This window comes from Pseudomonas sp. FW300-N2A2 (assembly GCF_017351735.1).
Lineage (GTDB): Bacteria > Pseudomonadota > Gammaproteobacteria > Pseudomonadales > Pseudomonadaceae > Aquipseudomonas > Aquipseudomonas migulae.
Genome location: NZ_JACNDU010000013.1, coordinates 53,441 through 78,439 on the forward strand (window position 1 = coordinate 53,441; position 24,999 = coordinate 78,439).

The window sequence follows — 24,999 nt, forward strand, 5'->3', positions numbered from 1 at the left end:
TGCCCGCGAAGAGTTCCTGATGAACACCGCATTAATCAAGCAGACAAAAAAAGGCCCGCATCACTGCGGGCCTTTTCTTTTAGTGCCGAGCCTGTCAGCCCCGACGACGCAATGCGTCGATACGCTCTTCCAGCGGCGGGTGGCTCATGAACATGCGGGCGAACCCCTGTTTGATGCCACCGTTGATGCCGAAAGCGTTCAGGGTGTCAGGCATGTGCACCGGCAGCCCTTGTTCCGCACGCAGGCGTTGCAGTGCGCCAATCATCGCGTTGGTGCCCGCCAGGCGTGCACCGGCTTCGTCGGCACGGAACTCGCGTTTGCGCGAGAACCACATGACGATGGAGCTGGCCAGAATGCCCAGCACCAGTTCGGCGACGATGGTCGCGATGTAGTAGGCGATGCCCTGGCCTTCTTCGTTCTTGAAGATCACCTTGTCGACAAAGTTGCCGATGATCCGCGCGAAGAACATGACGAAGGTGTTCACCACGCCCTGGATCAGCGCCAGGGTGACCATGTCGCCATTGGCCACGTGACCGATTTCGTGGGCCAGAACGGCTTTCACTTCATCCGGCGAGAATCGCTCGAGCAAGCCCTGGCTGACCGCGACCAGTGCATCGTTCTTGTTCCAGCCAGTGGCGAACGCGTTCGCCTCGTAGGCCGGGAAAATCCCGACTTCCGGCATCTTGATCCCGGCTTCGCGAGACAGTTGCTCGACCGTTTGCAGCAGCCATTGCTCGTGACGTGTGCGCGGCTGGGTGATGATTTGGGTGCTGGTGCTCATCTTCGCCATCCACTTGGAGATGAACAGCGAGAACAGGGAGCCGGCAAAACCAAAGACCGCACAGAAAATCAGCAGCTGATTGAGGTTGAGATCAACCCCATTGGCCGCCATGAACCCGTTGAAGCCGAAAAGGCTCAGGGTGATGCTGGCAATCAGCACGACCGCCAGGTTAGTGGCCAAAAACAGCAGGATGCGCATCATGGTTGTAGAAATCTCCTTTTGCTAAAGATGTAGCGTACTGCGGGGTATATAAGGTGCTGCAACGGGCTATTCAACCGGGTGACTATTTCAAACTGTGTCCTACAGCAACAGTCTAGTCGCTTGCAGGGCATTTCCGACGTGGGCAGGGGAAGTGTTTGTCAGCCGATTCGCGTTGCGGGCCCCGTGATTGTTGGACGCGGTCACAAAGCTTGCTACCGGGCAGCGATTGCAGTGGGGATGTACGGCGAGGCTTAAAGATATGTTGCTGAATTAATCCTCGTGCGACTTTCGTGGAAAAGTCGCACGAGGCCAGTCCGATTACTGGCGATAGGATTTGAGGAAGTTGCCGATTCGTCCGATGGCCATGTCCAGGTCGTCGACACGCGGCAGGGTCACGACGCGGAAGTGGTCCGGCCATGGCCAGTTGAAAGCGGTGCCTTGAACCACCAGCAGCTTTTCCGACAGCAGCAGGTCGAGCACGAATTTTTCGTCGTTGTGGATCGGGCAGACTTTCGGGTCGATGCGCGGGAACGCATACAGCGCGCCCATCGGCTTGACGCAGCTGACACCGGGAATGTCGTTGAGCAATTCCCAGGTACGGTTGCGTTGTTCCAGTAGGCGACCTTGCGGCAGGACCAGATCGTTGATGCTCTGATAACCCCCGAGGGCGGTCTGGATCGCGTGCTGGCTCGGCACGTTGGCACACAGGCGCATGTTCGCCAGCATGTCGATGCCTTCAATGTAGCTTTGCGCGTGGTGTTTCGGACCGGAGATAGCAATCCAGCCGGAACGGAAACCGGCCACGCGATAGGACTTGGACAGGCCGTTGAAGGTCAGGCACAGCAGGTCAGGGGCCAGGGACGCGGTGCAGATGTGCACGGCATCGTCGTACAGGATCTTGTCGTAGATCTCGTCGGAAAACACCACCAGGTTGTGCTGACGGGCCAGTTCCAGCATGCCCAGCAGGACTTCCTTCGAATACACCGCGCCGGTCGGGTTGTTCGGGTTGATGATCACCAGGGCCTTGGTGTTCGGGGTGATCTTGGCCTTGATGTCGGCCAGGTCCGGCCACCAGTTGGCCTGCTCGTCGCACAGGTAATGCACCGGGTTGCCGCCCGACAGGCTCACGGCGGCGGTCCACAGCGGGTAGTCCGGAGCCGGCACCAACACTTCGTCGCCGTTGTTGAGCAGCGCTTGCATCGACATCACGATCAGCTCGGAAACGCCGTTGCCCAGGTAAATGTCTTCAATGCCGACGCCTTCTACCTGCTTCTGTTGGTAGTACTGCATGACGGCTTTACGCGCACTGAACAGACCTTTGGAATCGCTGTAGCCCTGGGCGGTCGGCAGGTTGCGGATCACGTCCTGGAGGATTTCATCCGGCGCTTCGAAACCAAAAGGCGCCGGGTTGCCGATGTTCAGCTTGAGGATGCGATGGCCTTCCTCTTCCAGGCGTTTGGCGTGCTTGAGCACTGGGCCGCGAATGTCGTAGCAGACGTTGGCGAGCTTGTTCGATTTGCTGACCTGCATGGCGATGTGTTCCCGAAAATGAACGATCCAGGCGGTGTATGAACTACCGTACTGGGAATCCTGCGTATTCACACAGGCCTGGCGCCTTGAGAGGCAGCACCCATAAATCCGTTTGAATGCGCGTGGTCTGGCTGCCAGACTGGCGTTTGACGAGGCGCAATCATACGTGCCGCCCGATCCGTGGAAAAGGTACAGATCGGGCTTTTTCAGCTGCTGAGGTGTGATGATGGAAAAGTTGGAAAAAACCCTGGAAGAATGGAAGGCCATGCTCGATCCGGAGCAGTACAACGTTTGCCGCCTCAAGGGCACCGAACGGCCGTTTTCCGGTAAGTACAACGGCACCAAAACCGACGGTATTTACCACTGCATCTGCTGCAATGAGCCGCTGTTCGACTCAAAAACCAAATTTGACTCTGGCTGCGGCTGGCCGAGTTTCTATGCGCCGATCGGCGACAGCGCCATGACTGAAATCCGTGATGTCAGCCACGGCATGATCCGTACCGAAGTGGTCTGCGCCAAATGCGATGCGCACCTGGGGCATGTGTTCCCGGATGGTCCGCCGCCGACCGGCCTGCGGTATTGCATCAACTCGGTGTGCCTGGATCTCGTTCCGCGTTCGTGATGCGGGCCCTTGTAGGAGCGAAGCTTGCTCGCGAAGGCGTCGGGTCAGTCAACATCAGTGTTGAATGTTAAGACGCCTTCGCGAGCAAGCTTCGCTCCTACAGATATTCGGCATCCAATAATTTAAATTGCACACAATTCAATTGCTCGCTATGTTTGTCTCATCTTCTTTCATTCGAGAGTCCGAATCATGAGCGACAACCTGCTGAGCATCCCTTGCACCACCATCAAGGGTGAGAAAAAGACCCTCGCGGATTACGCCGGCAAAGCGGTGCTGGTGGTCAACACCGCGAGCAAATGTGGCTTCACGCCGCAATACAAAGGGCTGGAAGAACTGTGGCAGACCTACAAGGATCAAGGGCTGGTAGTGCTCGGTTTCCCGTGCAACCAGTTCGGCAAGCAGGAGCCGGGCAATGAAGGCGCGATTTCCGAGTTCTGTGAACTGAACTTCGGTGTCAGCTTTCCGCTGTTCAAAAAGATCGACGTTAACGGTGCCGACGCCCACCCGCTGTTCGTGCAACTGAAAAAACGCGCACCGGGTGTTCTGGGTTCTCAGGGCATCAAGTGGAACTTCACCAAATTCCTGATCGGCAAGGACGGCCAACTGGTCAAGCGCTTCGCTCCCGCGACCAAGCCGCAAGACCTCAGCCGCGAGATCGAAGCCCTGCTCAAATGAATACCTTGTCCGTCGATTCCCTGAAGCTCGACAGCCAACTCTGCTTCAAGCTGTACGCCGCTTCCCGGGCGGTGATCCGCGCTTACAAGCCGATGCTCGATCAACTCGGCCTGACGTACCCACAATACCTGGCGATGCTGGTTTTGTGGGAATGGCAGGAGGCGGCGCCGGAGCAGCCGACGGTCAAGGCGTTGGGCGAGCGCCTGGCGCTGGATTCCGGCACGTTGACGCCGTTGCTCAAGCGACTTGAACAACTGCAACTGGTGCAGCGTCAGCGTTCAGCGCGGGATGAGCGTGAAGTGCACCTGAGCCTGTCGCCCACGGGCAAGGCGCTGCGTGATCAGGTCGGGCCGCTCAAAGCCCGACTGTTGTGTGACAGCGGTGTCGATCTGGATCGCTTGAATGATCTGCGCGAGGGGCTTGACCACTTGTTGGGACAAATCAAAGCACTGTCGTAGCGGGCATCCACAGGTCCAGCAGGGCGGCCAGTTCTTCCCGGCGGAAAGGTTTGGCCAGGTAATCGCTCATGCCCGCCGCACGGCAGCGTTCGCGTTCCTCGGACATGGCGTTGGCGGTCAGGGCGACGATGGGCAATTGCGGCCAGCGACCGCTGCGACGGATTTGCCGACTGGCTTCGTAGCCGTCCATCACCGGCATGTTGCAGTCCATCAGCACCAGATCGAATTCGCTTTGCTCCAGCTGATCCAGAGCCTCGCCGCCGTGGGCGGCGACAATCACCTCGCAGCCGAGTTTTCCGAGCATGCCCTTGGCCACCAATTGATTGACCGGATTATCCTCCACCAGCAGCACCCGTCCGCGCCGCTGGGGAGTGAGCGCCTCCAGTCGCGCATCGTTGATGGTGTTGATTTCCGGCTGCAACACTCGCCGCAGTGTCTGGTACAGCGCATTGCGCGCCAGAGGCCGGGCCTGTTGTTGTAATGGCGCCAGGGCGCTGGCCTGTTCGCTGGGCATGAAACTGCCGTAAGCGGTCACCAACAGAATCGGTGCGGTACAGGTGGGGCGCAGGCGAAACAGGCATTCCGGGCAATCGGTGATGACCACGTCGGACTTCAGACCAATCATCGCGTCATCGATCGAACGCTGCTGATAGTCGAGCCCCCAACCCGGCAACAGACTCTTCAACAGTTCCGCCAGGCCGCTGCTGGCGGTGGTGATCGCGATCACCTTGCCGTGCAGCGTGGCCGGGGCAAAGGCGCGGGTGTGGCTCGGCAGCGGCAGGTCGGCGCAGAACTGGCTGCCGAAACCGGCTTCCGAGCTGATGGTGAGGCGCCCCTGCATGGCTTCGCAGAGGTTGTAAGTCAGCGCCAGCCCCAGCCCGGTGCCGCCAAACTGTCGGGTAATGCCGGCGCCGGCCTGGGTGAATGGCTGGAAAATCTTGACCTGAGCGTCCTGGGCGATGCCGATGCCAGTGTCGCAGACTTCGATTCTGACGCCGTCTTCGTACGTCGACAGGCGCACATCGACCCGACCGAAACGGGTGAATTTGAGGGCGTTGGACAACAGGTTGCTGACGATCTGCCGGACCCGGGTCGGGTCACCGAGCACCAGCGCCGGGAATGTCGGTTCGATCAGGCACGTCAGTTCGACGCTTGGCGCCGCGTTTTGCGACAGCAGGTTGGCGGTGTCCTCGATCAGCGAACCGAGGTCGAACGGAATGTGTTCGAGTTCAAGCTGACCGGCGTCGAATTTCGACAGGTCGAGAATATCGTTGAGCAACTCCACCAGCACTTTGCCCGAGTCATGGGCGATAGACAGTTGTTGCTGTTGCTCGGCATTGAGCGGGCCGTCGAGGGACAGCGCGATCATCCCCAGCAAGCCATTGAGGGGCGTACGGATCTCGTGGCTCATGTTGGCGAGAAATACCGAGCGTGCCTCGGCCATGTCCAGGGCGGTGCTGCGCGCGACTTCCAGTTCCTGGTTGGACTGGCTGAGCCGGCTGTTGATCGCCTTGAGTTCGGCGGTGCGCGCCGACACGATGTTTTCCAGTTGCCCGAGGTAATCGGTCAAACGGTTTTCAGCGTTGCGTCGCTGCTGGATTTCAGTGGCAATGTTCTCGAATTGCTGGTTGGCAACTTTGACCAGCACGCCGATCTCATCGTTTTTATGCCCGCTCGGGTACTCCAGCCAGGTCGGTTCGACACTGCGCGGATCGCGGCTGCTGAGTTCGCGGATAACCCGCACCAGCGGTTTGGTCAGCATCACATAGAACAGCGCCAGCAGGATGCCGGTCAGGATCAGGCTGCGGGCAAAGCCGTTGAGCAGGGTCACTTCGGCCCGACGCAGGAAGCGGTTGCCGAAAGAATAGGTGTCGACTTCCAGGCGCAAGGTGCCGAGGGATTCGTTGGGCAAGTGATCCAGATACAGCCGGTCTTCGAACGCCCGGTTGGCACCGAACAGAAAATCGCTGATCACCCGATAGCTGCTCTGCGATGGCGGGCGCTTGACGCTGGCCAGCACCGAGCCGTTGTTGTCGGTCAGTTGCGCAGCGATGATCGCCGGTGAACGCAGCAGGCCCAGGGTCAGTTCCTGGGCGAGTTCGGCGTCGATGTTGTAGGCAATGCGCGAAGCGGGGTTATGGCTGATTTCCAGCAAAGACACTATTTCACGGTTGATGGAGGCGTCTTCACTGGCATAATCGATGCCTATTTGCAGCAGGCTGAGCAGCGTACCCAGAATGAAACCGACCAGCACGGTAAGCCGGGCTTGCTTGTAGGACAGCCGGTTGGTGAACTTGATATCCATGGGGTGTCGAACCACTTCCGTTTCCCTTCGCTGCTCAAGCATAGTCGATCATGCATGGATACCGATGTTCTCGCGAGCCCTTGTGCACGGGATGAACACGTCTGTGAATGCTGTATTTCGTCGCTGTAGCGCCATCATTACTGTGAACGTGCCCGAGGAGAAGACGTGGATTCCCGATTGAATGCTTTTCTTGAACGCGCCGATGCCGTTCTGGCCCGTATCGAACCGCTCTTGCCCGCACCTCGGCAAGCCATCGACTGGACGCATTGCCTGGCCGCACGCTGGCAGCGGGAAGGGCGCAGCGGTTTTCTGCTGCCGCTGCAGGTCAGCCTCGATACGCGGCTGTCCGACCTGATCGGTGTTGACCGCCAAGTAGAGCAACTGGGCCGAAACACTCAACAATTCCTCGACGGCATGCCAGCCAACCACGCGTTGCTCTGGGGCTCGCGTGGCACCGGTAAATCGTCGCTGGTGCGCGCGCTGTTGGCCGAACACGCCAAGACCGGTCTGCGACTGATCGAGATCGAACGCGATCACTTGGCCGACTTGCCGCGTGTGGTCGAGCAAATCGCCAAACTGCCCCAACGTTTCGTGCTGTTCTGCGATGACCTGTCGTTCGAGGCGGGCGAGGGCGACTATCGCGTGCTCAAGAGCGTGCTCGACGGTTCTCTCGAACAGGCGCCGGACAACGTTTTGCTGTACGCCACTTCCAACCGTCGCCACCTGGTCCCGGAAAAGGAAAGCGATAACGAAAACTGGAAAAGGGTCGACGGCGAATTGCACCCCAGCGAGGCTGTGGAAGACAAGATCGCGCTGTCGGACCGTTTCGGCCTGTGGCTGTCGTTCTATCCGTTTACGCAGGAACACTTCCTTAATGTGGTCGAGCACTGGATCGGTCAGTTGGCCGACAAGGCCGGCCTGAAGTGGCAGCGTGACGAAGAACTGGACATCCTCGCGGTGCGTTGGGCCACCGGCCGAGGCAATCGCAACGGACGTTGCGCCTATCAATTTGCCCGCTATTGGGTCGGGCTGAAGCTGTTGGAGCACAAGGCATGATCGATTTACAACAAAGCGGCCAAGGCCTCGAAGGCTACGGCATGCTGCACGCGCAGCTGGAATCCTTGCTGGCGGACGAGCGTGATTTCATCGCCAACGCCGCACAGTTTTCCGCGTTCCTGTACAACCAGCTCGACGACTTGAACTGGGCCGGTTTCTACCTCAATCGCAATGAAGAGCTGGTGCTGGGTCCGTTCCAGGGGCAGATCGCTTGCGTGCGCATCCCGTTCGGTCGTGGCGTGTGCGGGACAGCGGCGGCGACGTTGCAGACTCAGTTGGTCGAAGACGTGCACGCCTTTCCCGGGCACATCGCCTGCGACAGCGCGTCGAACAGCGAACTGGTTGTGCCGCTGGTCAAGGACGGCCGCCTGATCGGCGTGCTGGACCTCGACAGCCCGAAACTGGCGCGCTTCACCGAACACGATCAAGCCGGGATTGAAAAACTGGCGGCCATCTTCCTGCGCCTGACCGACTGCTGATCACGCCCTCAAGCCTGCCTTGGCCAGCAGGCCTGGCGGGTCTACGGCATCGATCTGTTGCGGATCGAGAAATCGCTCGGCGTATTGCCGGTAGATTTCGGCGTTGATGAAGAGCCTGAACAGTTCCGGGTCGATGTGGGCGTCACGGCACATGGTGGCCATGATGCCCAGTGCTTCGCTCAACGGCTTGGCTTTCTTGTAGGGACGATCGGCGGCGGTCAGCGCTTCGAAAATATCGGCAATCGCCATCATCCGCGCCGGCAGGCTCATTTCCTCGCGCTTCAATTGTTTTGGATAACCGGTGCCGTCCATTTTTTCGTGGTGGCCGCCGGCGATTTCCGCGACGTTGTTGAGGTGGCCGGGGAAGGGCAGGTGGCTGAGCATCAGGATCGTCTGCACCATGTGGTGATTGATGATGTAACGCTCCTCGCGCGTCAACGTGCCTCGGGCGATGCTCAGGTTGTAGAGTTCGCCCCGGTTGTACTTGTAGCGGGGCACATCGAGTTTGAAACCCCAGGGATTGTCTTCCGGCATCAGCTCGCCTTCGGCGCGTTCGAACAGGTGCTCCGGTTTGTCCGCCAGCAGCGGCTCGCTGACCGGCAGGGTTGGCGCCGATGTTCGCGCCTGACGCCGGTTCTCTTCCCAGGAAACGCCCAGCCGGTCATCAAGGGTTCGGGTCCAGGTGCGCTGGGCCAGGTTGCGCAGGCGTTGCAAATCGGACTCGGCCATCGCCTCGCCGCCCAGATTGCAGCGGGCAACAAACGCGAAATCATCGTCCAGCGCCGCCAGAGTGGCATCGCGCAGTTCCGCCAGGTGCTGCTCGTCACCGCCCAGGGCAACGGCTTGCCAGTAGCTGATACAGGCATCGCGCTTGAGCACTTCGAAGCGGGTGCGGATTTCGTGGATACGGTCGTTCAGGGTTTCCAGCTTGGTGGCTTTATCGACCACGTACTCCGGCGTGGTGACCTTGCCGCAATCATGTAGCCAGGCGGCGATGTGCAGCGCCTCCCACTCGTCCTCGGTCGGTTGATAACTGCTGAAGGCCGGGTCCTGACTCGCCGCGGCAGCCTGGGCGAGCATCAACGTCAGCGCCGGCACTCGCTGACAATGGCCGCCGGTGTAAGGGCTTTTCGCGTCGATGGCACCGGCCAGCAGTTGAATGAACGCGTCCAGCAGCTGTTTTTGTTTGGCTTGCAGGCGCTGACTTTCGATACTCACGGCGGCCGCGCCGGACACAGCCTGAAGGAACGCGATACGGTCCGGACGAAGCTTTTCCAGATCACTTTGATCGCCGCTGTCCGCCAGCAACAGGACCAGCAGGCCCACGGTTTCGTTATGGCGATTGTGCAGGCGGATACCGATCAGATGCACTCGCGGGCATTCCATCGCCAGCAACACTTTCTGCAAATCCCCCACTTGTTCGAAACCGAGAGTGGTGACCACGTTGTCGGCATGTGACAGCTGCTGTAGCCAGGCAGGGCTCTGTGGGTCCTGGAGTTCATGGCTGCGAATGTCGAATGAGGGCAATGCCTGTGAAATGTCGTTGATGACCAGACCGTGAGGTGTCATGCGATCGCCGTCATTTTCCCGCAGATAGATCAGGCCCGCCTGGGCCTGTCCGATTTTCACGGTTTCGAACAACACCCTTTCCAGCAAGGGGGCAAACCGGGTCTCGGCGCTCAGGCTGTCGGTGATCCGGAAAAAACTCGCCAGGGTGTCTTTCATGCGCGCCATCGACACGCTCAGTTGGTCGACTTCGAGTACCGGAGAGCGACGGGAGGCCGGAAATTTGAAATTGAAACTGCGAATCGCATCGGCTTCCTGCACCAGAGCACGCAGGGGGGTGACCAGAATTCTGGAGGTCAACCAGCCCAAGGGCAGGCACAAAAGCAACGTGGCCAGCGTAATCAGCGCGCCCTGCCAACGCATGCGGTAGGCATCGGCGAGCAATTCGTCTTCCGGTACCAGCAGCGCCAGTTGCAGCCCCTGCGGACCACCTTCCTGCATGCTGCTGCGGGCAACGATCCACTGCCGGCCGGCGGCCCTCAGCCGATTGCCTGTTGGCGGGTTGTTCAGCAATGCGCCGAGGCCGGGACTCAGGTCGGCAGCCTTGCTCAAGCGTGCGGTCTGATCGTCGACGATCAGTTTGTTGCTGTCGGGGTATGCGATGGCATTGCCCTGGGCATCGAACAGCACGATTTCGGTATTGGGGGTTACAACGTGCTTGGCCAGCGTCGCGGACAGTTCCGCCAGGGTCAGGTCGGCGCCCATGATGGCGTGCTCGCCGCTGCGCCGGGCGAGGGTGGTGCCGACATTGCGGGTGGAGAAAAAGAGGTAGGGCTCGGTGGTGATCTGATCGCTGTCGCCGCGAGCGCTGGAATACCAGGCGCGGGTGCGCGGATCGTAGGTGTCGTCGGGGTTGTCGTGACGGCTGAGGAGGTTCAGGTCCTGATCGAAAAACAATGACTGGGAATGCACCGGGCCGCGGTTCTGCTCGATGCTCCAGACTTGATAAACCGCCTTGTCCGGGGCCTTGAGCAGCGCTTTCAGGGCGGCGGTTCGCAAGGGGCGAACCATGAAGAAATCACCGTTGTCGTAACCCAGATACAGCGAGGCCAGGTCAGGATTGTCCTTGAGCGACTGGCTGAAGGGTTTGAGCAATGCCAGGCGCTGTTCCAGGTCAGGCGCCTGCGCCGCCGGGTTGAACACCAACAGGCTCAACAGATGGCGAATGGGCCCATAGGTGGCGTGCAGGTCCAGGCGGACATCCTGCTCGATGCGCTCGAAGAGCTTCTCACTGCTGGACAGAATGATTTGCGTGGTTTGCCCATAGTTGAAAATGCCCAGCACCACGCCAGTCAGCAGCAACAGGAAGGTGAACATCACGCTGATATGGACGTGCAGGGGAAACCGTCGTTGATCCGGGCGCAGTGGGCTGGTCATTGCGGGGTCTCTCCATGATGTTTAACACACTGCTCAGCGACCAAGCATAGTTAAGGCTCCGTCATTCTGCTTTTGTCGTTTTGTCCAATTTGTTGCTGCAATGCCTGCTCCAGTTCAAGCATGGCGCGCTCCATGGCTTTGCAGCATTGCGCCACTTCTTCTTGATGGAAGACGCCAAGGCAGACCTGCTCAAGCGCCTCGCAGCTGTCCATCAAACGGGTGGCCTGGACAATGCGCGCGGCGCCCTTGATTTTGTGGGCGATGTCGAGAAAAGCCCGCGGGTCTTTTGACCGGGATAATGCCCGCAGCGCTTGCAGGTCCTGGCGGTTACTGCTCTGCAGCTCGGTCAACAATCGCCTGTCCATCACGGGATTGCCACCGGTCAACAGGTGCAGCCCTTGCAGGCTGAAGGCGGGATCGCGAACGGGCGGTTTGATGCCGGCCACCCATTCGCTTAACGCGCTCAGCGTCAGTGGCTTGAACAGGCAATCGTCCATCCCGGCTTGTTTGCAGCGCAGTAACTCTTCGGGCTGTGCGTTGGCGGTGAAGCCGAGCACGGTGCAGGGCGGTCGTTTCGAATGCTGTTCATGGCGGCGAATGGCGCGGGTCAGCTCGTATCCGTTCATGATCGGCATGTTGCAATCGACAATCACCAGATCGAACAGCCCGTTTTTCCACGCTTCCAGTCCTGCTTCGCCGTCTTCTGCGACGCTGAATCGATGCCCCAGAAACTCCAGTTGCTGACACATCAGCAAGCGATTGGCCGGGTGATCGTCGACCACCAGAACGTTCAAGGGCGTCGTCGTGTGGATGGGCACTTCGGCAGCTTTCGGCACCTGTTCGACGGGCACTGTGGCCAGGTGCAGCGAAACCTGAACCTGCGTGCCTACCCCCGGCTGGCTGCTCAAATGCAGGCTGCCGCCCATCATTTCGCACAGGCTTCGGCTGATCACCAGACCCAACCCGGCGCCGCCTCTGCCGGCCTGCCCTTGGTCATTGGCCTGGGCGAAAGGTTCGAACAGGCGTTGCTGATCCTGTTCGCTGATACCGATGCCGCTGTCCTCAACCAGCAACAGCATCCGGATGTGCCCGGGCTCGGTGCCCGGGAGCAACTCAACGGTGATTCTGACCTCGCCTTGCTCGGTGAATTTAATGGCGTTGCTGACCAGATTCGACAGCACCTGCTTGAAACGCATTGGGTCCAGCAGGACACCGACGGGCGGGTTGGCCTGGTTGAACTCAAGTCGCAGATCGAGGTTTTTCTGGCGGGCCAGCCCATCGAAGATCCTTGCAACCGAGCCGATGATTTCAAGCGGATTGACGCGTTGCGGGCTCAGGCTCAAGCGCCCGGATTCGATGCGGGCGATGTCGAGAATGTCCCCGATCAGTGCCAGCAGGTCCTTCGCCGAGTTGTACGCCACGTCGATGGCCGGGCGATCCGGATGATTGCGATCGATCCGCCTCAGCGTCAGTTCGAGCATGCCGATGACGGCATTCATCGGGGTGCGGATTTCATGGCTCATGGTCGCCAGGAACGTGCTTTTGGCCCGGTTGGCTTCATCGGCACGATCTTTCGCACAACGCAGCTCGTCGAACAGCTGTCGCCGTTCAAGCAATTGATCGTTCAACGCGCGCTCAGCCGCCTGACGTTGTTTGATCTGACGACGCATGTAAGCGTTCCACACCGCGGAAATCAGCAGCAGTACGCCGGCACCGATAACGATCTGATAGAACAATCGCTGGTAGTTGCGCCAGGTACTTTGCGACGACGCCGAATAGCCACGCCAGCGGCTGTTGATGATGCCAAGTTCTTCCGGCGCGATGCTCAGCAGCGCCTTGTTGAGGATGGCGTTGAGTTCTTTGGCGTCTTGCCCGGTCGCCAGCGAGAACGCGGCCTGGCGGGTGCCGATGGTGGTACTGATCTGAAGTGTGTGTTCGAAGAGCCGCGATGACATGAAGTAGTTGGCGATCACCAGTGAGTTCACCGCACCTTCGGCTTTGCCTTCGGCGAGCAACTCAACTGCGCTGAACGTGTCTGGCGTCTCTATCAGCTTGATTCGCGGGAACTCGCGACGCAGGTAATCCACCAGTGGGTTGCCTTGGGCGATGGTCAGGCGCTTGCCCTGCAGTTGCTCAAGGTTGGTCGGGCTGTCGGCGGCTTTGCGCGTCAGCAACACAAAGGAGTTTTGCAGATAGGGACGGGTGAAGTTCAGGATCGTTTCACGTTCATCGCTGGGGAGCAGGGCGGCGATCACGTCGGCCTGATGGTCTTTGATCTGTTTGATCATCTCGTCATCGCTTCGGCTGCGACGGATGTCGAAGCGCAGGCCGGTACGCAATCTGATCAGTTCGAGCAGGTCTGCGGTAACGCCGCGAAAGTTGCCATCGCTGTCGAAAAACGTCAGCGGCGCATAGGCTTCATTGACCACCACGCGCACCACCGGATGTTGCGCGAGCCAGCGTTCTTCGAGGTGGGTGAGTTGCAGTTTCTGGTCGGTGAGCAGAATGTCGCTGCCGGCACTCCAGCGTTCGGCAATGTTTTCCCGCTCGCTGGCGGGGATGGCCATGAGCATCGCGTTGATGATTGCGAGCAATTCCGGGTTGTCTTTGTGCACGGCAAAACTGAATCCGTGGGCCTCGTGTTTGCCGAAGTTGGCCATGCGGATATTGTTCAGGTAACCCTTGTTGATCATGTAGTGGGTCGAGATGGTGTCGCCGAGGAAGACGTCAGCCTGGTCGAAAGCCACGGCATTGATTGCATTCTGATAGGACGGGTAAGACGTGATAACGGCTTTGGGATACAGGGCCCGGACTTCCTCCAGCGGCAAATAGTGATACACCATGCTCAACCGCAGACCGGCGAGGCCGTCGGTCAGGGATCGGGTTTCTCCTTCCCGTGTCACCAGAACCGGCTGGTCCACGGCGTAGGGGGTTGAAAGCACGATATCGGCGTTATGAGCCTCGAATCCATTGGCGGTGCCGAGCAGATCGACCTCGCCTTTTTCGAGCGCCTTGATCGCAGCCCCTCGGGACGCGAAGCGTTGCACCTTGATCGGTAAACCGATGGCCTTGCCGAGGAGGCCCGCATAATCGGCGGTGAAACCTTCGTAATCCTGGCCGCTGACGGTCAGGTCGAAAGGTGGGTAGTCCGGCGCTGACGTGCCGAGAATCAGTTGCCGTTTACCGGTGATCCATTGTTGTTGTGCTTGATCCAGTTGGACGTCCAGGTGTCCGGCCGTTGAGCGACTGAGCAGGTTGTAGTGCTCGCTGGCTGGCTGTGCGGCAAGCACCGAAGAGGTCAGGCATGCGGCGGCCATGAGTAGCAGATAATCCTTTATGCGACTGGGCATCCTGTGTCTCACACCAATGCGTTACGTTTTGCCATCTCGATGAGTTCAACCAGGGATTTGGCTCTGAGTTTTTGCATGAGTCTTTTTTTGTAGGTGCTCACAGTCTTGTTGCTGAGAAACATGCCTTTGGCAATTTCCTTGTTGGTGCGGCCCTGGGCAAAAAGTTGCAACACCATCAGCTCTCGGTCGTTGACTGACTTGAACAGTTCCAGTTCTGCACAGCGCACCTCATCGCCGCGAACAGGATTCAGGGCCTGGCTCGGGAAGTAGTTGTAACCGGACAATACTGCTTTGATAGCACTCACCAGTTCACTCAGGTCTTCCTGTTTGCATACATAACCTGAAGCACCGGACTGCATGCAGCGAATACCGAAAAGTGTCGGGCATTGTGCAGTTAATACCAGTGTTTTCAGGGGGGTACTCATCGCGTTGAAGCGGGCGAGAACTTCGAGACCATCCAGTTTCGGAATGCTGATATCGAGAATGACCAGGTCGGGCATGCATTCGCGAACCATCTGCATGGCATCGACCCCATTGTCGGTTTCGCCGACGACTTTGTAGCCTTCGTGCTCCAGCAACATTCGGACGGCAAGACGGATGACGGGGTGATCGTCGACAATAAAAACGGAGTTCATAATCAAATCCCATACGAGCTCTAATAAAGCGCGCACCTTAGCTCAGATAGTTGAGGGGACGCATGAACTGACGGACCACAAGCAGCAATATAGGAATAATCCTACAAGCGAATAGGAAAGGGGCTACGAATCAACTAGGTTTTTAATGAAGATGGCTGGAAGTTGCGTGTGATCAGTCAGTCTGTTGGGAGTTTTTATTTGTTGTTTTCAAGTTGTGTATCGAAAAGCAGTTATCGCACTTGTGCTGTTTTTATAATGAGGCCGAGGTCAATAAGTTTCTGAATTCGGATTGTTTCAAGGGTTTGATCAAATAACCAAGTAAGGGTAGCCCCCGCTCGTTGGCTGTTTTCTCAATTTCATCAAGTTCTGTACAACTCAGGCTGCTTAACAGTATGGCCTGCCTGATCATTCCTCGATGACTGGCGAACTGGACAAGATCAAGTCCGGGAAGGTCGGGCAAACATTGATCGCACAATAGAATATCGAACGGTTGCACAGCCCTGAACATTTGCTGCAACGCGCCTTTGGCACTGTCGGTGGTGGTCACTTGAGTGAAGCCGTAACTTTCAAGCAGGTACTGAGTTGCCCTGAGTTGAAAGGGATGATCTTCCACCATCAGGATGCGCAGGTCGTCTTTGAACATGGAGTTACTCACGCTTCGTCTCTGGGACGCGTGATTATTTCGCGAGTATTCCGAGTAATCGATCAGCTTGCTCGACGTGAGGTGTAGGGCGATTCAGCGAGCGTTGAGTGCACTTGGGCGTTGGGAGGCTGATCAGCCATTTCAGGCGGCGTAATGGCTGATCAACCTGCTCTCGTCAGTGGCTCGAACGGCCGGTCATCTCCAGGGCCATTTCGCTGGCATAGCTGTCGGTCATGCCGGCGATGAAGTCAATCATGCGCAGGAACGACGTGTGCAATGGCCCGTGAGGGTCTGGCGCGTTGTTACCCAGCAAATCGAGGATGCGACGGCTCTTGAACGAAGGCGCCCGCCCGTTGTGCTGTTCCAGGGCTGCGCCGCAGAAGGCGTTGAGCAGGATTTCCAGCGTGGTATAGGCACCGATTTCGTGCAGGGTCTTGCGCTTGTCCTGAAAGATTTTCTTGCGCGCCATGTCCTTGGCATTCAGTACGCAACGCTTGGCCGGACCGTGCATGTGCTCCACCAGATCACCGGGCAGTGTACCGGCCAGCAATGCATCCTGTTGCTCGACAAAAGCGCGGGCGGCGGCGTTGGTCAGGTGTTCGATGGCTTTGCCGCGCAGAATCGCCAGTTTGCGTCGGCGCGAATCACGCGGGCCGAGCAGGCGATAGGTTTCCGGCAGATCGTCGCCGACCAGGTCCAGCAACAGGGACTCGACTTCAGCGTACTCCAGCAACTCCATTTCCAGACCGTCTTCCAGATCGATCAGCGCGTAGCAGATGTCATCGGCGGCCTCCATCAGATAGACCAGCGGATGGCGGGCCCAGCGCTGATCTTCGAGCTGCGGCAGGCCGAGTTTATGGGCGATCTGCTCCAGCAGCGGCAGCTCACTCTGATAACAGCCGAATTTGTGCTTTTTGTAACCCAGCGAATCGGCGTGCATGGCCGTCCATGGGTATTTCAGGTAAGTGCCCAGCGTGGCGTAGGTCAGCCGGGTACCGCCATCGAACTGATGGTACTCAAGCTGCGTGAGCACCCGGAAACCTTGGGCGTTGCCTTCGAAGTTGAGGAAGTCATTGCGTTCGGCTTCGCTCATTGCATCCAGCCAGCCGCGGCCGGCAGCCTGTTGGAACCAGTGACGGATCGCGTCTTCGCCGGAGTGGCCGAAGGGCGGGTTGCCGATGTCGTGGGCCAGGCAAGCGGATTGCACCACCATGCCCAGGTCACTGGGTTCGCACCAGTCGGGCAGGGCGCTGCGGATGGTTTCACCGACACGCATGCCCAGCGAGCGGCCGACGCAACTGACTTCCAGCGAGTGGGTCAGGCGCGTGTGGATGTGATCGTTGCTGGTGACCGGATGCACCTGGGTCTTGCGTCCGAGGCGGCGAAACGCTCCCGAGAAAATGATGCGGTCGTGGTCTTTGTGGAAAGGGCTGCGGCCGAGTTCTTCCGGGCTGTGCAGCGGCTTTCCGAGGCGTTCGCGGGTAAGCAGGGTTTGCCAATCCAAGGCTGATTCTCTCCGTCAGGTGACTGATGCCTTAAGCTTCCCGGTTCGCGTCAGGACCTGCAAGCGGAACTACAGCCCCGCAGCGTCGATGTCGATGAGCAGCAGTCGCTCGCCGTTGGCGAAAAATTGCCCGGCGGTGAGGCAGTACTGGTTGCTGGTGGCGTCGCGGTAAGTGTTGGAAAGCGTCAGTCGGCGCTCATCCCAACCCTCCGCCAGCAAATGATAAAAGTACGGACGCCATGACCAGTTATGGCCCAGGTAGCGATCGTCGGCTTCCCAGCCGCTGTTGCGCCATTCGAGGTTGGGCGTCAGTTGAGTGCCGTGGCGGTCGCATTGATAGAAACGCAAGAGCCAGGGAAAGGCGTCCAATTGTGGCAATGCGCTCAGCGGCGCGCTGGCCTGGGCCCAGGTTTGCAGAATCGCCATCAGCTCGCAAAGTTGCTGGCGCATGCTCATCAGGCGACCGCGCTCAGTCAGTTTTTGCTGTACATAGCGCTGACGCAGCTGGGCGAAGCGTTCGACGAAGGCGTCGGTGGCGAAGAAGTCTGCTTGCGCGCGGGCAAACAGAAAACCCTGCACATAACGCGATCCGCACTCCAGGGCAAAATTCAATTGAGCCTCGGTTTCCACCCCTTCGGCAATGATCCAGCACCCGGTTTTCTCCGCCATTTGCGCCAGGGCCTTGACCACGTCGCTGCTGGGACCGCCCAACGCCGCGGCCTGGAACAGCCGCATGTCGAGCTTGAGAATGTCCGGTTGCAGGGCCAGCACGCGATCAAGCTGTGAGTAACCGGCACCGAAATCATCGATGGCGATTCGCGCGCCGGCGTGTCGGTATCGCGCCACCACGTCGGCCAGACGCTGGATGTCACCGCCCAGTTCAGTGATCTCGAACACGATTCGCTGCGGGTCGACGCCGTGCCGGCTCAATTGCTTGAGGCTCGGCAGTGCCTGGTCTGCACGCAAGCGACTGATCCAGCGCGGTGACATGTTCAGGCTGAGAAACCACTCCGGGGGCGCTTCATGCAAACGGCTCAGGGCGTTATCGCGGATCTGGCGGTCCAGGCGACGCAGGGCGATGGCGGGTGTTCTCGGGTCGGCGAACAGTGGACCCACCGAGGCCAATTGACCGTCGGCCTGACGCAGTCGGCCCAGTGCTTCGACGCCGGCGATACGGCCGGTGGCGGTATCGATGAACGGCTGAAAGCAGGCGAGCGGTTGCCCGTCGATCACGAGGCCTCCTTAGTAAGGTCTTGTTTTTGGATTGAACCTGATGCCGGGTAGGCGTGCAGGTTTGAACCCCTCGATAAAGAGGTTCATCCCGGAGATGTTGCAAGAATGCAGCCAGCTAGTGGCTTCAGTGTTTGGGCGAGTTGCCTTGCAGGATCAGCTTGATCAGCGGCCCCAGCGTGGTGCCTAGCCGAACCAGTCGAGTCAGGCTGCTGACGCCACCGCTCTTGGCGCCCTTGCCGGTCAAAAAGCCCAGCAGGGTCACGGCCGCTACGCCCCAGAGCGGGGCGTGCTTGATGCCGAAGCCGTCTTGCAGGTTTTGCGTCATCCCGCGCACACGTTGCAAGGGTTGCAGCAGTTGCGCGGATTCGTGACGGATTTCCTGGCGATGCATTTCCATGCGCAGACGGATCAGCGCCTTGCGCATTTCCGTGCGCGAGCTGTTGTGAGGCAGTTCAGGCAGGCTCATGGCAGCAGACGCTCCCGATCGTTGGCCAGTTCTTCCAGGGTGCCATTGAAGGGCGAGGATTCATCGAAAATCGCTGCTCTCAAGCGCATCGCGCAGAAGATGGCCGCGAGGGTGTAGAACACGCAGAGCCCGATGATGGCGGGCAGGCGATAGGTGTCCCAAAACAGGATCAACACCAGCGTCGACAACCCCACCAGCAACAGCAAGGCAAACACCAGCGCCAGGCCTGCGAACAGCAGCAGGCTGACGGTGCGGGCTTTTTGTTCCTGCAATTCGATGCCGAACAGTTCGACATGGCTGTGCAGCAGTCCAAGGAAAGCGGCACCCAGGCGCCGCGATGAGGAGCTTGGGCCCGTCGCGGACGAGCCGGATTCACCGATCGCCATAATCAGCGCCGTGTTGCCAGCAGACCGATCAGGAAACCCACGCCGGCCGCGATCCCGACCGATTGCCATGGGTTGGCCTGAACATAGTCTTCAGTGGCGGTGACGGCGGCCTTGCCGCGTTCGCGCAGGGAGTCTTCAGTCAGTTTCAAGGTTTCGCGTGCACGCAGCAGGCTGTCGTGGATCTGTTCGCGCAACTCATCCGCCTGATCACCGGCCAATGTGGCGGTGTGTTCCAGCAACCGCTCGGTGTCGCTGACCAGGGTCTGGAAGTCGTTCATCAGGATTTCTTGAGCAGTCTTTGCCTTGATGCTGGCCATTGGTGATCTCCGTAAGTGGCTTCTGTTGCGTTCGAGTATGAGCCTTGCGCGAAGGTTCAGTACAAATGACTGGTACAACTTTTGCTATGTCGTGGTGCGTCAGCCCGCGTGTTTGCGCTGTTGCTGGGCAAGAATCGAGCAAAACCTTATCTCAAATAATGAAACCTCGCGCAAAGGTTCCAACCTTGTGCGCCAAAGTGACTCATCGGGATCAATGGACTGATCCGGCGAAGTTGCAACTTGGTGCATGAATTGTCTGCGCGAACTGCTTTGGTGCTTTTTTAGCCTTCAGGTCTGCCAACTCCATGGAAAATCTGCAAAGCGCTGTGGACAGTCTGGTCCATAGCTCCAACACGTTGTTCATTCTGATCGGTGCAGTCATGGTCTTGGCCATGCACGCCGGTTTTGCCTTTCTCGAAGTCGGCACAGTTCGACAGAAGAACCAGGTCAACGCCTTGTCGAAGATCCTCAGCGACTTCGCCATTTCGACCCTTGCCTACTTCTTTATAGGCTATTGGATTTCCTACGGGGTCACCTTCATGCAACCGGCGGCGGTGATCAATGCCGATCATGGCTATGGCCTGGTGAAGTTTTTCTTTCTGCTGACGTTCGCCGCAGCCATACCGGCAATCATTTCCGGCGGCATCGCCGAGCGCGCCCGGTTCGTTCCGCAGTTGTGTGCGACGGCGTTGATCGTGGCGTTCGTCTATCCCTTTTTCGAAGGCATGATCTGGAACGGCAACTTTGGCTTGCAGGCCTGGTTGCTCGCGCACTTTGGTGCCAGCTTCCATGATTTCGCCGGTTCGGTGGTAGTCCATGCCATGGGCGGCTGGCTGGCGCTGGCAGCGGTGTTGTTGCTCGGGCCGAGGCAAGGTCGCTATCGCGAGGGACGCCTGGTGGCGTTCGCACCGTCGAGCATTCCCTTCCTGGCCCTGGGCTCGTGGATTCTCATCGTGGGCTGGTTCGGTTTTAACGTGATGAGCGCGCAAACCTTGCAGGGCGTCAGCGGGTTGGTCGCGGTGAACTCGCTGATGGCCATGGTGGGCGGCACCGTGGCGGCGCTGATCGTTGGGCGCAATGACCCGGGCTTTCTGCATAACGGCCCGTTGGCCGGGCTGGTGGCGATTTGCGCCGGTTCCGATCTGATGCACCCGGTCGGCGCGCTGGTGACCGGCGCCATCGCCGGGGCGCTGTTTGTCTGGTGCTTTACCGCTGCGCAAGGCAAATGGCACATCGATGACGTATTGGGTGTCTGGCCGTTGCACGGTCTGTGCGGTGTCTGGGGCGGGATCGCCTGTGGCATTTTCGGTCAGAGCGCACTGGGTGGCCTGGGTGGGGTGAGCCTGGTCAGTCAGTTGATCGGAACCTCCCTCGGGGTGGTCGTGGCGCTGGCCGGCGGCTTCACCGTGTATGGCGTGATCAAGGCGTTCCATGGCCTGCGCCTGAGTCAGGAAGAAGAGTATTACGGCGCGGACCTGTCGGTGCACAAGATCGGCGCCGTGAGCCAGGACTGAGTCAGGTTTCTTCATCGTCGGCACCGGGATAAAAACCGTGCAGCAGGCGATAGCGGTCATGCCGTATCTGGTCGGCTCGCTCTTGGACCTGATGCGCGGGTATACCCAGCATGATCAACGCGTGGGAGGCGAGCATCAGGCTCGACTCCAGCAATTCGGGCACGACTTCGCTGGCGCCGGCTGCTTTCAACTCGGCCAGTTGGCTGTCGTCCCGAGTGCGTACCAGGATTGGAACGGTCGAGTTTAATCGGCGCGCCTCCTGGAGAATCAGTAACGCGATATCGGCCTGGTCCACGGCAATCACCAGCAGCCTGGCGCGCGCCAGTCCTACCGCCAGCAGCAGTTCACCGCGTCGTGAGTCGCCATAGTGCACACAGGTTTCACCCACGGCGGCTTCCTGGACACGCACCGGATCGGTGTCCAGCGCGATATAGGGCTGCAGCGCATTGCGCAGCGCCCGCCCGATCGACTGACCGACGCGACCATAACCACAGATCACCACATGGCTGTGCAGTCCGGCGTTCAGCGCGCTTATTTCGTCGAGCTTCGCTTCTTCGTTGGGCTTGCGGTGCAGACGCGTTGCGATGCGGGGCGCCGAACGCAGCAACAGTGGCGTCAGCAGCATCGAGCAGAAGGTCGCGGCCAGCAGCAGTCCGCCGAGGTCGGCGGGCATCATTTTGTTTTGTTGCATCAGGGCCATCAGCGCAAAACAGAACTCGCCGCCCTGGGCCAAAGCCAGGCCGCTGCGCCAGGCGGTTTCGACATCGCTGCCGCGCCATTTGACCAGCAGCGCGACCACGCAGCCTTTGATCAGCAGCAAGCCGATGGTCAGGCCGAGGATCAGCAGGCTGTGGCTGGCGAACAACTGCAGGTCGATCAACATGCCGATGCTGACGAAAAATACCCCGAGCAGAATGTCGCGGAACGGACGGATATCGGCCTCGATTTGATGGCGGTAATGACTTTCTCCCAGCAGCATGCCGGCGAGAAACGCCCCCAGGGCAGGAGAGAGACCGAGCAGGTGAGTCAGCCAGGCGGTCAGCAGCACAATGACCAGTGCCAGCAGCACAAACAGCTCGGCGGAGCGGGCCGCCGCCACTTCATGGAACAGCCGCGGCAGCAACCAGCGACTGGTCAGCAACAGCCCGACGAACAGCACAACGGTCTTGCCGAGCGTCACAGGTAACGCCCAGTACCAGGCCTGATCGCTGTTCCCGGCGAACACCGGCACCAGAGTCAGCAGCAACACCGCCACGACGTCCTGGAACAGCAACACCGCAATGGCGTTCTGGCCGTGGCTGCTGAAAATCTCGCCGAGACTGCCCAGCTCCTTGCTGACAATGGCGGTGGACGACAGCGAGAGACCTGCACCGAGCAGCAGTGCAGGGGTTACCGACATGCCGAGCAACATCAGCACTCCCCCAAGCAGTGTCGCGGTGACCAGTACTTGCAGGCCGCCCAGCCGAAACACCACGTGGCGCAACGCGAGCATTTTCGTCAGGGAAAACTCCAGCCCGAGGGAGAACAGCAGGAACACCACGCCCAGCTCGGCGAGGTCGGGCAACTCTTCGCTTTCATTGACCCAGTTGAACGCGGTCGGTCCGATCATCAACCCCACGCACAGATAGCCCAGCACCGGTGGCAGGCGCAGGCGCTGGAACAGTGCAATCACCACCAGAGAGGAGGCGAGGATGATCAACAGGTTGGCGAACACAAAAAACTCCGGTCAAGGTGCGAGTTACTCAAGCGTAGAGGCAAAAAAAGCCGCGAGCATCGCGCAAGTGACATTGCGCTTGAGTGATTTGAGTCAGGGAGTTGCCGAAAACTTTGGAAATGCGCTGTTGCCAAGGCGCCTGAGTCATTGGCTCGACTGCTTCTTATAGCGGGCCTAGAATAAACGCTCACTTTACCGGGTTGTGTGCTCATGCCTCCTGAATGTCAGCTTTTCGGCACCCTTGGGTGCCATCTCTGCGAAGTGGCCGAAGCCATAGTGATGGAATTTGTCGAGCACGGTCTGCTGGTCGAGCTGGTGGATATCGCTGACGATGAATCATGGTTCGAAGCCTACAGCCTGCGCATTCCGGTGTTACGGCGAGTCGATACCGGCGCTGAGCTGGGTTGGCCATTCAGTGCCGACCAGGTCGTGGCGTTCCTGCGCTGACCTCGACATTTTTCTCGATTCCCATCTGTCGCTGTTCTCGTTTCGGTCATTGGCGAAATGCAGGTTATTCGGTTACTGTATGTGCATACAGTTATTCCGGTCGCCTGTCGTGTTCTCTTTATTGCGGATTCAGGCAGGTGATCCCGGAAGTCAGAGGGATGAATCTTGGTCAATGTCGAACAGTTGAAGAACAGCGTGAACCGGATGTCGGTGGACGTAGTGCGTGAGGCCGTCCACGAGTTGCGTCTGGATGGCCTGGTCACGGAAGGAAAAACACCGTTCAACAAGCTGCATTTCAATACCTGTTTCGCTGAAATCGAAGCATTGTTCCAGCGCGCGGGTTATCACCGGCAGCTGGACGTCGTGGGCTATCAGGGCTTGTTGTACGCACTTTACGATCCGGGTCGCTGGGAGGCGGTCGATGTGTTGCGCTGGCTCAAGGAGTTCACTGAAGCGGCGGCGCGCACGCAGTCGATTCCGGCCTGAGGATTCTCTGCTAGGTTCGGTCCTGCCTCTGTTGGATAATGCCGCCCTGCATTGAGGGTCAGAGCTTCCGTATGTCCATTTCATCTTTTTCTGCTGCGCACAGCCAGGCCAGTACGCTCTACTTGCCGCCTGGCCCGTGGCAGACCGTACTTGAATGCCTGTGCGAGCACTTCAGTGCCATCGGTCGCGAGCAATGGCTGGACCGAATCGCCCGCGGTCGCGTCCTCGACGGGCACGGTACGCCAATCGCCCTTGATCTTCCTTACAAGGAAGGCCTGCGGATCCACTACTTTCGGGAAGTGCCGGACGAAAAGCCGATCCCTGTGGTCGAGTCGATTCTGTACGCGGACGAGCACCTGGTGGTGGCAGACAAGCCGCATTTCCTGCCTGTGACGCCAGCGGGTGAATATGTCGAGCAGACGCTGCTTCGACGGTTGATCCGTCGGCTGGATAACCCGCACCTGGTACCGTTGCATCGCATTGATCGGCATACGGCGGGGCTGGTGCTGTTTTCAGCCAATCCTCAGAGCCGTTCCGCGTATCAGTCGTTGCTTCCAACGCGGCAGATCGAAAAGCGCTACGAGGCTATTGCCAGGGCATTGCCGGAACTGACCTTTCCCTTGGTCCACAAGAGTCGGCTCGTTGATGGCGAGCCTTTCTTTCGTATGCAAGAGGGGCCGGGCGCCAGCAATACCGAGACGGCCGTCGAGGTCAGGGAGAAGAACGGCGATCTCTGGCGATATGCGCTTTACCCGGTGACAGGCAAGAAGCATCAGTTGCGGGTGCACATGACGGCTTTGGGGGCCAGCATCTGCAATGACCCGTTCTATCCGCAAGTGCTCAAGGATGTCGAAGACGACTATGCCAATCCGTTGAAGTTGCTCGCACAAGGGCTTCGGTTTGTGGACCCGGTCACGGGGGAGGAAAGAGACTTCGAAAGCGCTATCACCCTGCAATGGTGATGGCTGTTTTTCAGCCATGAAAAAGCCCGCATAAAGCGGGCTTTTCTGTATCCGGTTGGTGCCGCAAAGATTACAGCTCTTTGACGGTACGAACTTGATCCTTGTTGACGCGGGTTTGTTTGCCGTCCAACTGTTCAAATTCGTAGAAACCCGATTCCTTATCGTATTTTGGCGAGTCGACAGCCTGGATTTCGCGACCATCATTCAAGGTGATCACTGCAGGCGATGCGCAACCGGCAAGGGTAGCGAGGCCGAGTGCGAGCATGAAAGCGGCGAGGGTCCGTTGAGTCAT

23 protein-coding genes are annotated in these 24,999 nt (G+C 59.0%); 9 read left to right on the plus strand and 14 right to left on the minus strand.

Going from position 1 to position 24,999, the window contains the following annotated elements:
• Window positions 1-94: 94 nt before the first annotated feature.
• Entirely contained in the window at window positions 95-982 is an 888-nt protein-coding gene (gene htpX / locus J4E42_RS17430) for a protease HtpX (protein WP_008044359.1), read from the minus strand.
• Between the two features lie 318 nt (window positions 983-1,300).
• Complete coding sequence (locus J4E42_RS17435) at window positions 1,301-2,512, minus strand: pyridoxal phosphate-dependent aminotransferase (protein WP_008030363.1); 1,212 nt, start codon at window positions 2,510-2,512, stop codon at window positions 1,301-1,303.
• Window positions 2,513-2,738: 226 nt separating this feature from the next.
• Between J4E42_RS17435 and msrB the strand changes: the two genes are divergently transcribed.
• The 3 genes from msrB to J4E42_RS17450 all read left to right on the plus strand — a co-directional run bounded on the left by msrB (window position 2,739) and on the right by J4E42_RS17450 (window position 4,267).
• On the plus strand, window positions 2,739-3,134 hold the full coding sequence (gene msrB, locus J4E42_RS17440; protein WP_207285752.1) for a peptide-methionine (R)-S-oxide reductase MsrB: 396 nt from the start codon (window positions 2,739-2,741) through the stop codon (window positions 3,132-3,134).
• Window positions 3,135-3,323: 189 nt separating this feature from the next.
• The gene (locus J4E42_RS17445; protein ID WP_008030357.1) at window positions 3,324-3,809 is read left to right on the plus strand and encodes a glutathione peroxidase; all 486 of its coding nucleotides are present in this window, start codon (window positions 3,324-3,326) and stop codon (window positions 3,807-3,809) included.
• Window positions 3,806-4,267, plus strand: a complete 462-nt coding sequence (locus J4E42_RS17450; protein WP_008030355.1) for a MarR family winged helix-turn-helix transcriptional regulator — start codon at window positions 3,806-3,808, stop codon at window positions 4,265-4,267. The genes J4E42_RS17445 and J4E42_RS17450 overlap by 4 nt, the downstream gene beginning before the upstream one ends.
• Here J4E42_RS17450 and J4E42_RS17455 read toward each other — a convergent pair.
• Window positions 4,251-6,572 carry a response regulator gene (locus tag J4E42_RS17455; RefSeq protein WP_280161881.1) on the minus strand — a complete coding sequence of 774 codons (2,322 nt, stop codon included), beginning with the start codon at window positions 6,570-6,572 and terminating at the stop codon, window positions 4,251-4,253. The two genes, J4E42_RS17450 and J4E42_RS17455, sit on opposite strands and share 17 nt — an antisense overlap.
• Before the next feature lie 165 nt (window positions 6,573-6,737).
• Between J4E42_RS17455 and J4E42_RS17460 the strand changes: the two genes are divergently transcribed.
• Both J4E42_RS17460 and J4E42_RS17465 read left to right on the plus strand, forming a co-directional pair.
• Window positions 6,738-7,628: an ATP-binding protein gene (locus J4E42_RS17460; RefSeq protein ID WP_008030353.1), complete on the plus strand. Its 891-nt coding sequence runs from the start codon at window positions 6,738-6,740 to the stop codon at window positions 7,626-7,628.
• Window positions 7,625-8,107 carry a GAF domain-containing protein gene (locus tag J4E42_RS17465; RefSeq protein ID WP_008030351.1) on the plus strand — a complete coding sequence of 161 codons (483 nt, stop codon included), beginning with the start codon at window positions 7,625-7,627 and terminating at the stop codon, window positions 8,105-8,107. Before J4E42_RS17460 ends, J4E42_RS17465 begins: the two co-directional genes overlap by 4 nt.
• On the opposite strand, the gene J4E42_RS17470 is transcribed toward J4E42_RS17465, so the two are convergent.
• The 9 genes from J4E42_RS17470 to J4E42_RS17510 all read right to left on the minus strand — a co-directional run bounded on the left by J4E42_RS17470 (window position 8,108) and on the right by J4E42_RS17510 (window position 19,584).
• A complete protein-coding gene (locus J4E42_RS17470; protein WP_207285754.1) occupies window positions 8,108-11,050 on the minus strand; it encodes an HD domain-containing phosphohydrolase in 2,943 nt (980 codons plus the stop codon).
• Window positions 11,051-11,100: 50 nt separating this feature from the next.
• Window positions 11,101-14,400 (minus strand): transporter substrate-binding domain-containing protein, encoded by a 3,300-nt coding sequence (locus J4E42_RS17475; RefSeq protein ID WP_207285755.1) that lies wholly within the window; start codon window positions 14,398-14,400, stop codon window positions 11,101-11,103.
• Window positions 14,401-14,408: 8 nt separating this feature from the next.
• A complete protein-coding gene (locus J4E42_RS17480; RefSeq protein WP_008030344.1) occupies window positions 14,409-15,035 on the minus strand; it encodes a response regulator transcription factor in 627 nt (208 codons plus the stop codon).
• A gap of 250 nt (window positions 15,036-15,285) precedes the next feature.
• On the minus strand, window positions 15,286-15,678 hold the full coding sequence (locus J4E42_RS17485; RefSeq protein ID WP_207285756.1) for a response regulator: 393 nt from the start codon (window positions 15,676-15,678) through the stop codon (window positions 15,286-15,288).
• A gap of 175 nt (window positions 15,679-15,853) precedes the next feature.
• Complete coding sequence (locus tag J4E42_RS17490; RefSeq protein ID WP_192227865.1) at window positions 15,854-17,182, minus strand: deoxyguanosinetriphosphate triphosphohydrolase; 1,329 nt, start codon at window positions 17,180-17,182, stop codon at window positions 15,854-15,856.
• A gap of 69 nt (window positions 17,183-17,251) precedes the next feature.
• Window positions 17,252-18,415 (minus strand): EAL domain-containing protein, encoded by a 1,164-nt coding sequence (locus J4E42_RS17495; RefSeq protein WP_207285757.1) that lies wholly within the window; start codon window positions 18,413-18,415, stop codon window positions 17,252-17,254.
• Between the two features lie 124 nt (window positions 18,416-18,539).
• Entirely contained in the window at window positions 18,540-18,881 is a 342-nt protein-coding gene (locus tag J4E42_RS17500; RefSeq protein ID WP_008044376.1) for a hypothetical protein, read from the minus strand.
• Window positions 18,878-19,267: a phage holin family protein gene (locus J4E42_RS17505; RefSeq protein ID WP_192227863.1), complete on the minus strand. Its 390-nt coding sequence runs from the start codon at window positions 19,265-19,267 to the stop codon at window positions 18,878-18,880. The genes J4E42_RS17500 and J4E42_RS17505 overlap by 4 nt, the downstream gene beginning before the upstream one ends.
• Window positions 19,268-19,269: 2 nt before the next feature.
• Entirely contained in the window at window positions 19,270-19,584 is a 315-nt protein-coding gene (locus tag J4E42_RS17510) for a YqjD family protein (protein WP_008030332.1), read from the minus strand.
• A gap of 305 nt (window positions 19,585-19,889) precedes the next feature.
• Between J4E42_RS17510 and J4E42_RS17515 the strand changes: the two genes are divergently transcribed.
• Complete coding sequence (locus J4E42_RS17515; protein WP_207285758.1) at window positions 19,890-21,098, plus strand: ammonium transporter; 1,209 nt, start codon at window positions 19,890-19,892, stop codon at window positions 21,096-21,098.
• Between the two features lies 1 nt (window position 21,099).
• On the opposite strand, the gene J4E42_RS17520 is transcribed toward J4E42_RS17515, so the two are convergent.
• The gene (locus tag J4E42_RS17520; RefSeq protein WP_207285759.1) at window positions 21,100-22,812 is read right to left on the minus strand and encodes a monovalent cation:proton antiporter-2 (CPA2) family protein; all 1,713 of its coding nucleotides are present in this window, start codon (window positions 22,810-22,812) and stop codon (window positions 21,100-21,102) included.
• Window positions 22,813-23,022: 210 nt separating this feature from the next.
• On the opposite strand from J4E42_RS17520, the gene J4E42_RS17525 reads away from it, so the two are divergent.
• From J4E42_RS17525 to J4E42_RS17535, 3 genes are all read left to right on the plus strand, one after another.
• Complete coding sequence (locus J4E42_RS17525) at window positions 23,023-23,259, plus strand: glutaredoxin family protein (RefSeq protein ID WP_207285760.1); 237 nt, start codon at window positions 23,023-23,025, stop codon at window positions 23,257-23,259.
• 165 nt (window positions 23,260-23,424) lie between these two features.
• The gene (locus tag J4E42_RS17530) at window positions 23,425-23,745 is read left to right on the plus strand and encodes a hypothetical protein (protein ID WP_008030323.1); all 321 of its coding nucleotides are present in this window, start codon (window positions 23,425-23,427) and stop codon (window positions 23,743-23,745) included.
• A gap of 71 nt (window positions 23,746-23,816) precedes the next feature.
• Window positions 23,817-24,707, plus strand: a complete 891-nt coding sequence (locus J4E42_RS17535) for a pseudouridine synthase (RefSeq protein WP_207285761.1) — start codon at window positions 23,817-23,819, stop codon at window positions 24,705-24,707.
• A 70-nt stretch (window positions 24,708-24,777) separates the two neighbouring features.
• Here the strand turns inward: J4E42_RS17535 and J4E42_RS17540 are convergent, their stop codons facing one another.
• Window positions 24,778-24,999, minus strand: coding sequence for a YgdI/YgdR family lipoprotein (locus tag J4E42_RS17540; protein ID WP_008030318.1), 222 nt, complete (start codon window positions 24,997-24,999; stop codon window positions 24,778-24,780).

Bases quoted from the DNA above. Each gene is read 5' to 3' on its own strand.
- J4E42_RS17455 (WP_280161881.1), bottom strand. From the start codon at position 6,572: ATGGATATCAAGTTCACCAACCGGCTGTCCTACAAGCAAGCCCGGCTT.
- htpX (WP_008044359.1), bottom strand. From the start codon at position 982: ATGATGCGCATCCTGCTGTTTTTGGCCACTAACCTGGCGGTCGTGCTG.
- J4E42_RS17510 (WP_008030332.1), bottom strand. From the start codon at position 19,584: ATGGCCAGCATCAAGGCAAAGACTGCTCAAGAAATCCTGATGAACGAC.
- J4E42_RS17505 (WP_192227863.1), bottom strand. From the start codon at position 19,267: ATGGCGATCGGTGAATCCGGCTCGTCCGCGACGGGCCCAAGCTCCTCA.
- J4E42_RS17465 (WP_008030351.1), top strand. From the start codon at position 7,625: ATGATCGATTTACAACAAAGCGGCCAAGGCCTCGAAGGCTACGGCATG.
- J4E42_RS17540 (WP_008030318.1), bottom strand. From the start codon at position 24,999: ATGACTCAACGGACCCTCGCCGCTTTCATGCTCGCACTCGGCCTCGCT.
- J4E42_RS17435 (WP_008030363.1), bottom strand. From the start codon at position 2,512: ATGCAGGTCAGCAAATCGAACAAGCTCGCCAACGTCTGCTACGACATT.
- J4E42_RS17445 (WP_008030357.1), top strand. From the start codon at position 3,324: ATGAGCGACAACCTGCTGAGCATCCCTTGCACCACCATCAAGGGTGAG.
- J4E42_RS17500 (WP_008044376.1), bottom strand. From the start codon at position 18,881: ATGAGCCTGCCTGAACTGCCTCACAACAGCTCGCGCACGGAAATGCGC.
- J4E42_RS17525 (WP_207285760.1), top strand. From the start codon at position 23,023: ATGCCTCCTGAATGTCAGCTTTTCGGCACCCTTGGGTGCCATCTCTGC.
- J4E42_RS17450 (WP_008030355.1), top strand. From the start codon at position 3,806: ATGAATACCTTGTCCGTCGATTCCCTGAAGCTCGACAGCCAACTCTGC.
- J4E42_RS17515 (WP_207285758.1), top strand. From the start codon at position 19,890: ATGGAAAATCTGCAAAGCGCTGTGGACAGTCTGGTCCATAGCTCCAAC.
- msrB (WP_207285752.1), top strand. From the start codon at position 2,739: ATGGAAAAGTTGGAAAAAACCCTGGAAGAATGGAAGGCCATGCTCGAT.
- J4E42_RS17475 (WP_207285755.1), bottom strand. From the start codon at position 14,400: ATGCCCAGTCGCATAAAGGATTATCTGCTACTCATGGCCGCCGCATGC.
- J4E42_RS17485 (WP_207285756.1), bottom strand. From the start codon at position 15,678: ATGTTCAAAGACGACCTGCGCATCCTGATGGTGGAAGATCATCCCTTT.
- J4E42_RS17480 (WP_008030344.1), bottom strand. From the start codon at position 15,035: ATGAACTCCGTTTTTATTGTCGACGATCACCCCGTCATCCGTCTTGCC.
- J4E42_RS17470 (WP_207285754.1), bottom strand. From the start codon at position 11,050: ATGACCAGCCCACTGCGCCCGGATCAACGACGGTTTCCCCTGCACGTC.
- J4E42_RS17535 (WP_207285761.1), top strand. From the start codon at position 23,817: ATGTCCATTTCATCTTTTTCTGCTGCGCACAGCCAGGCCAGTACGCTC.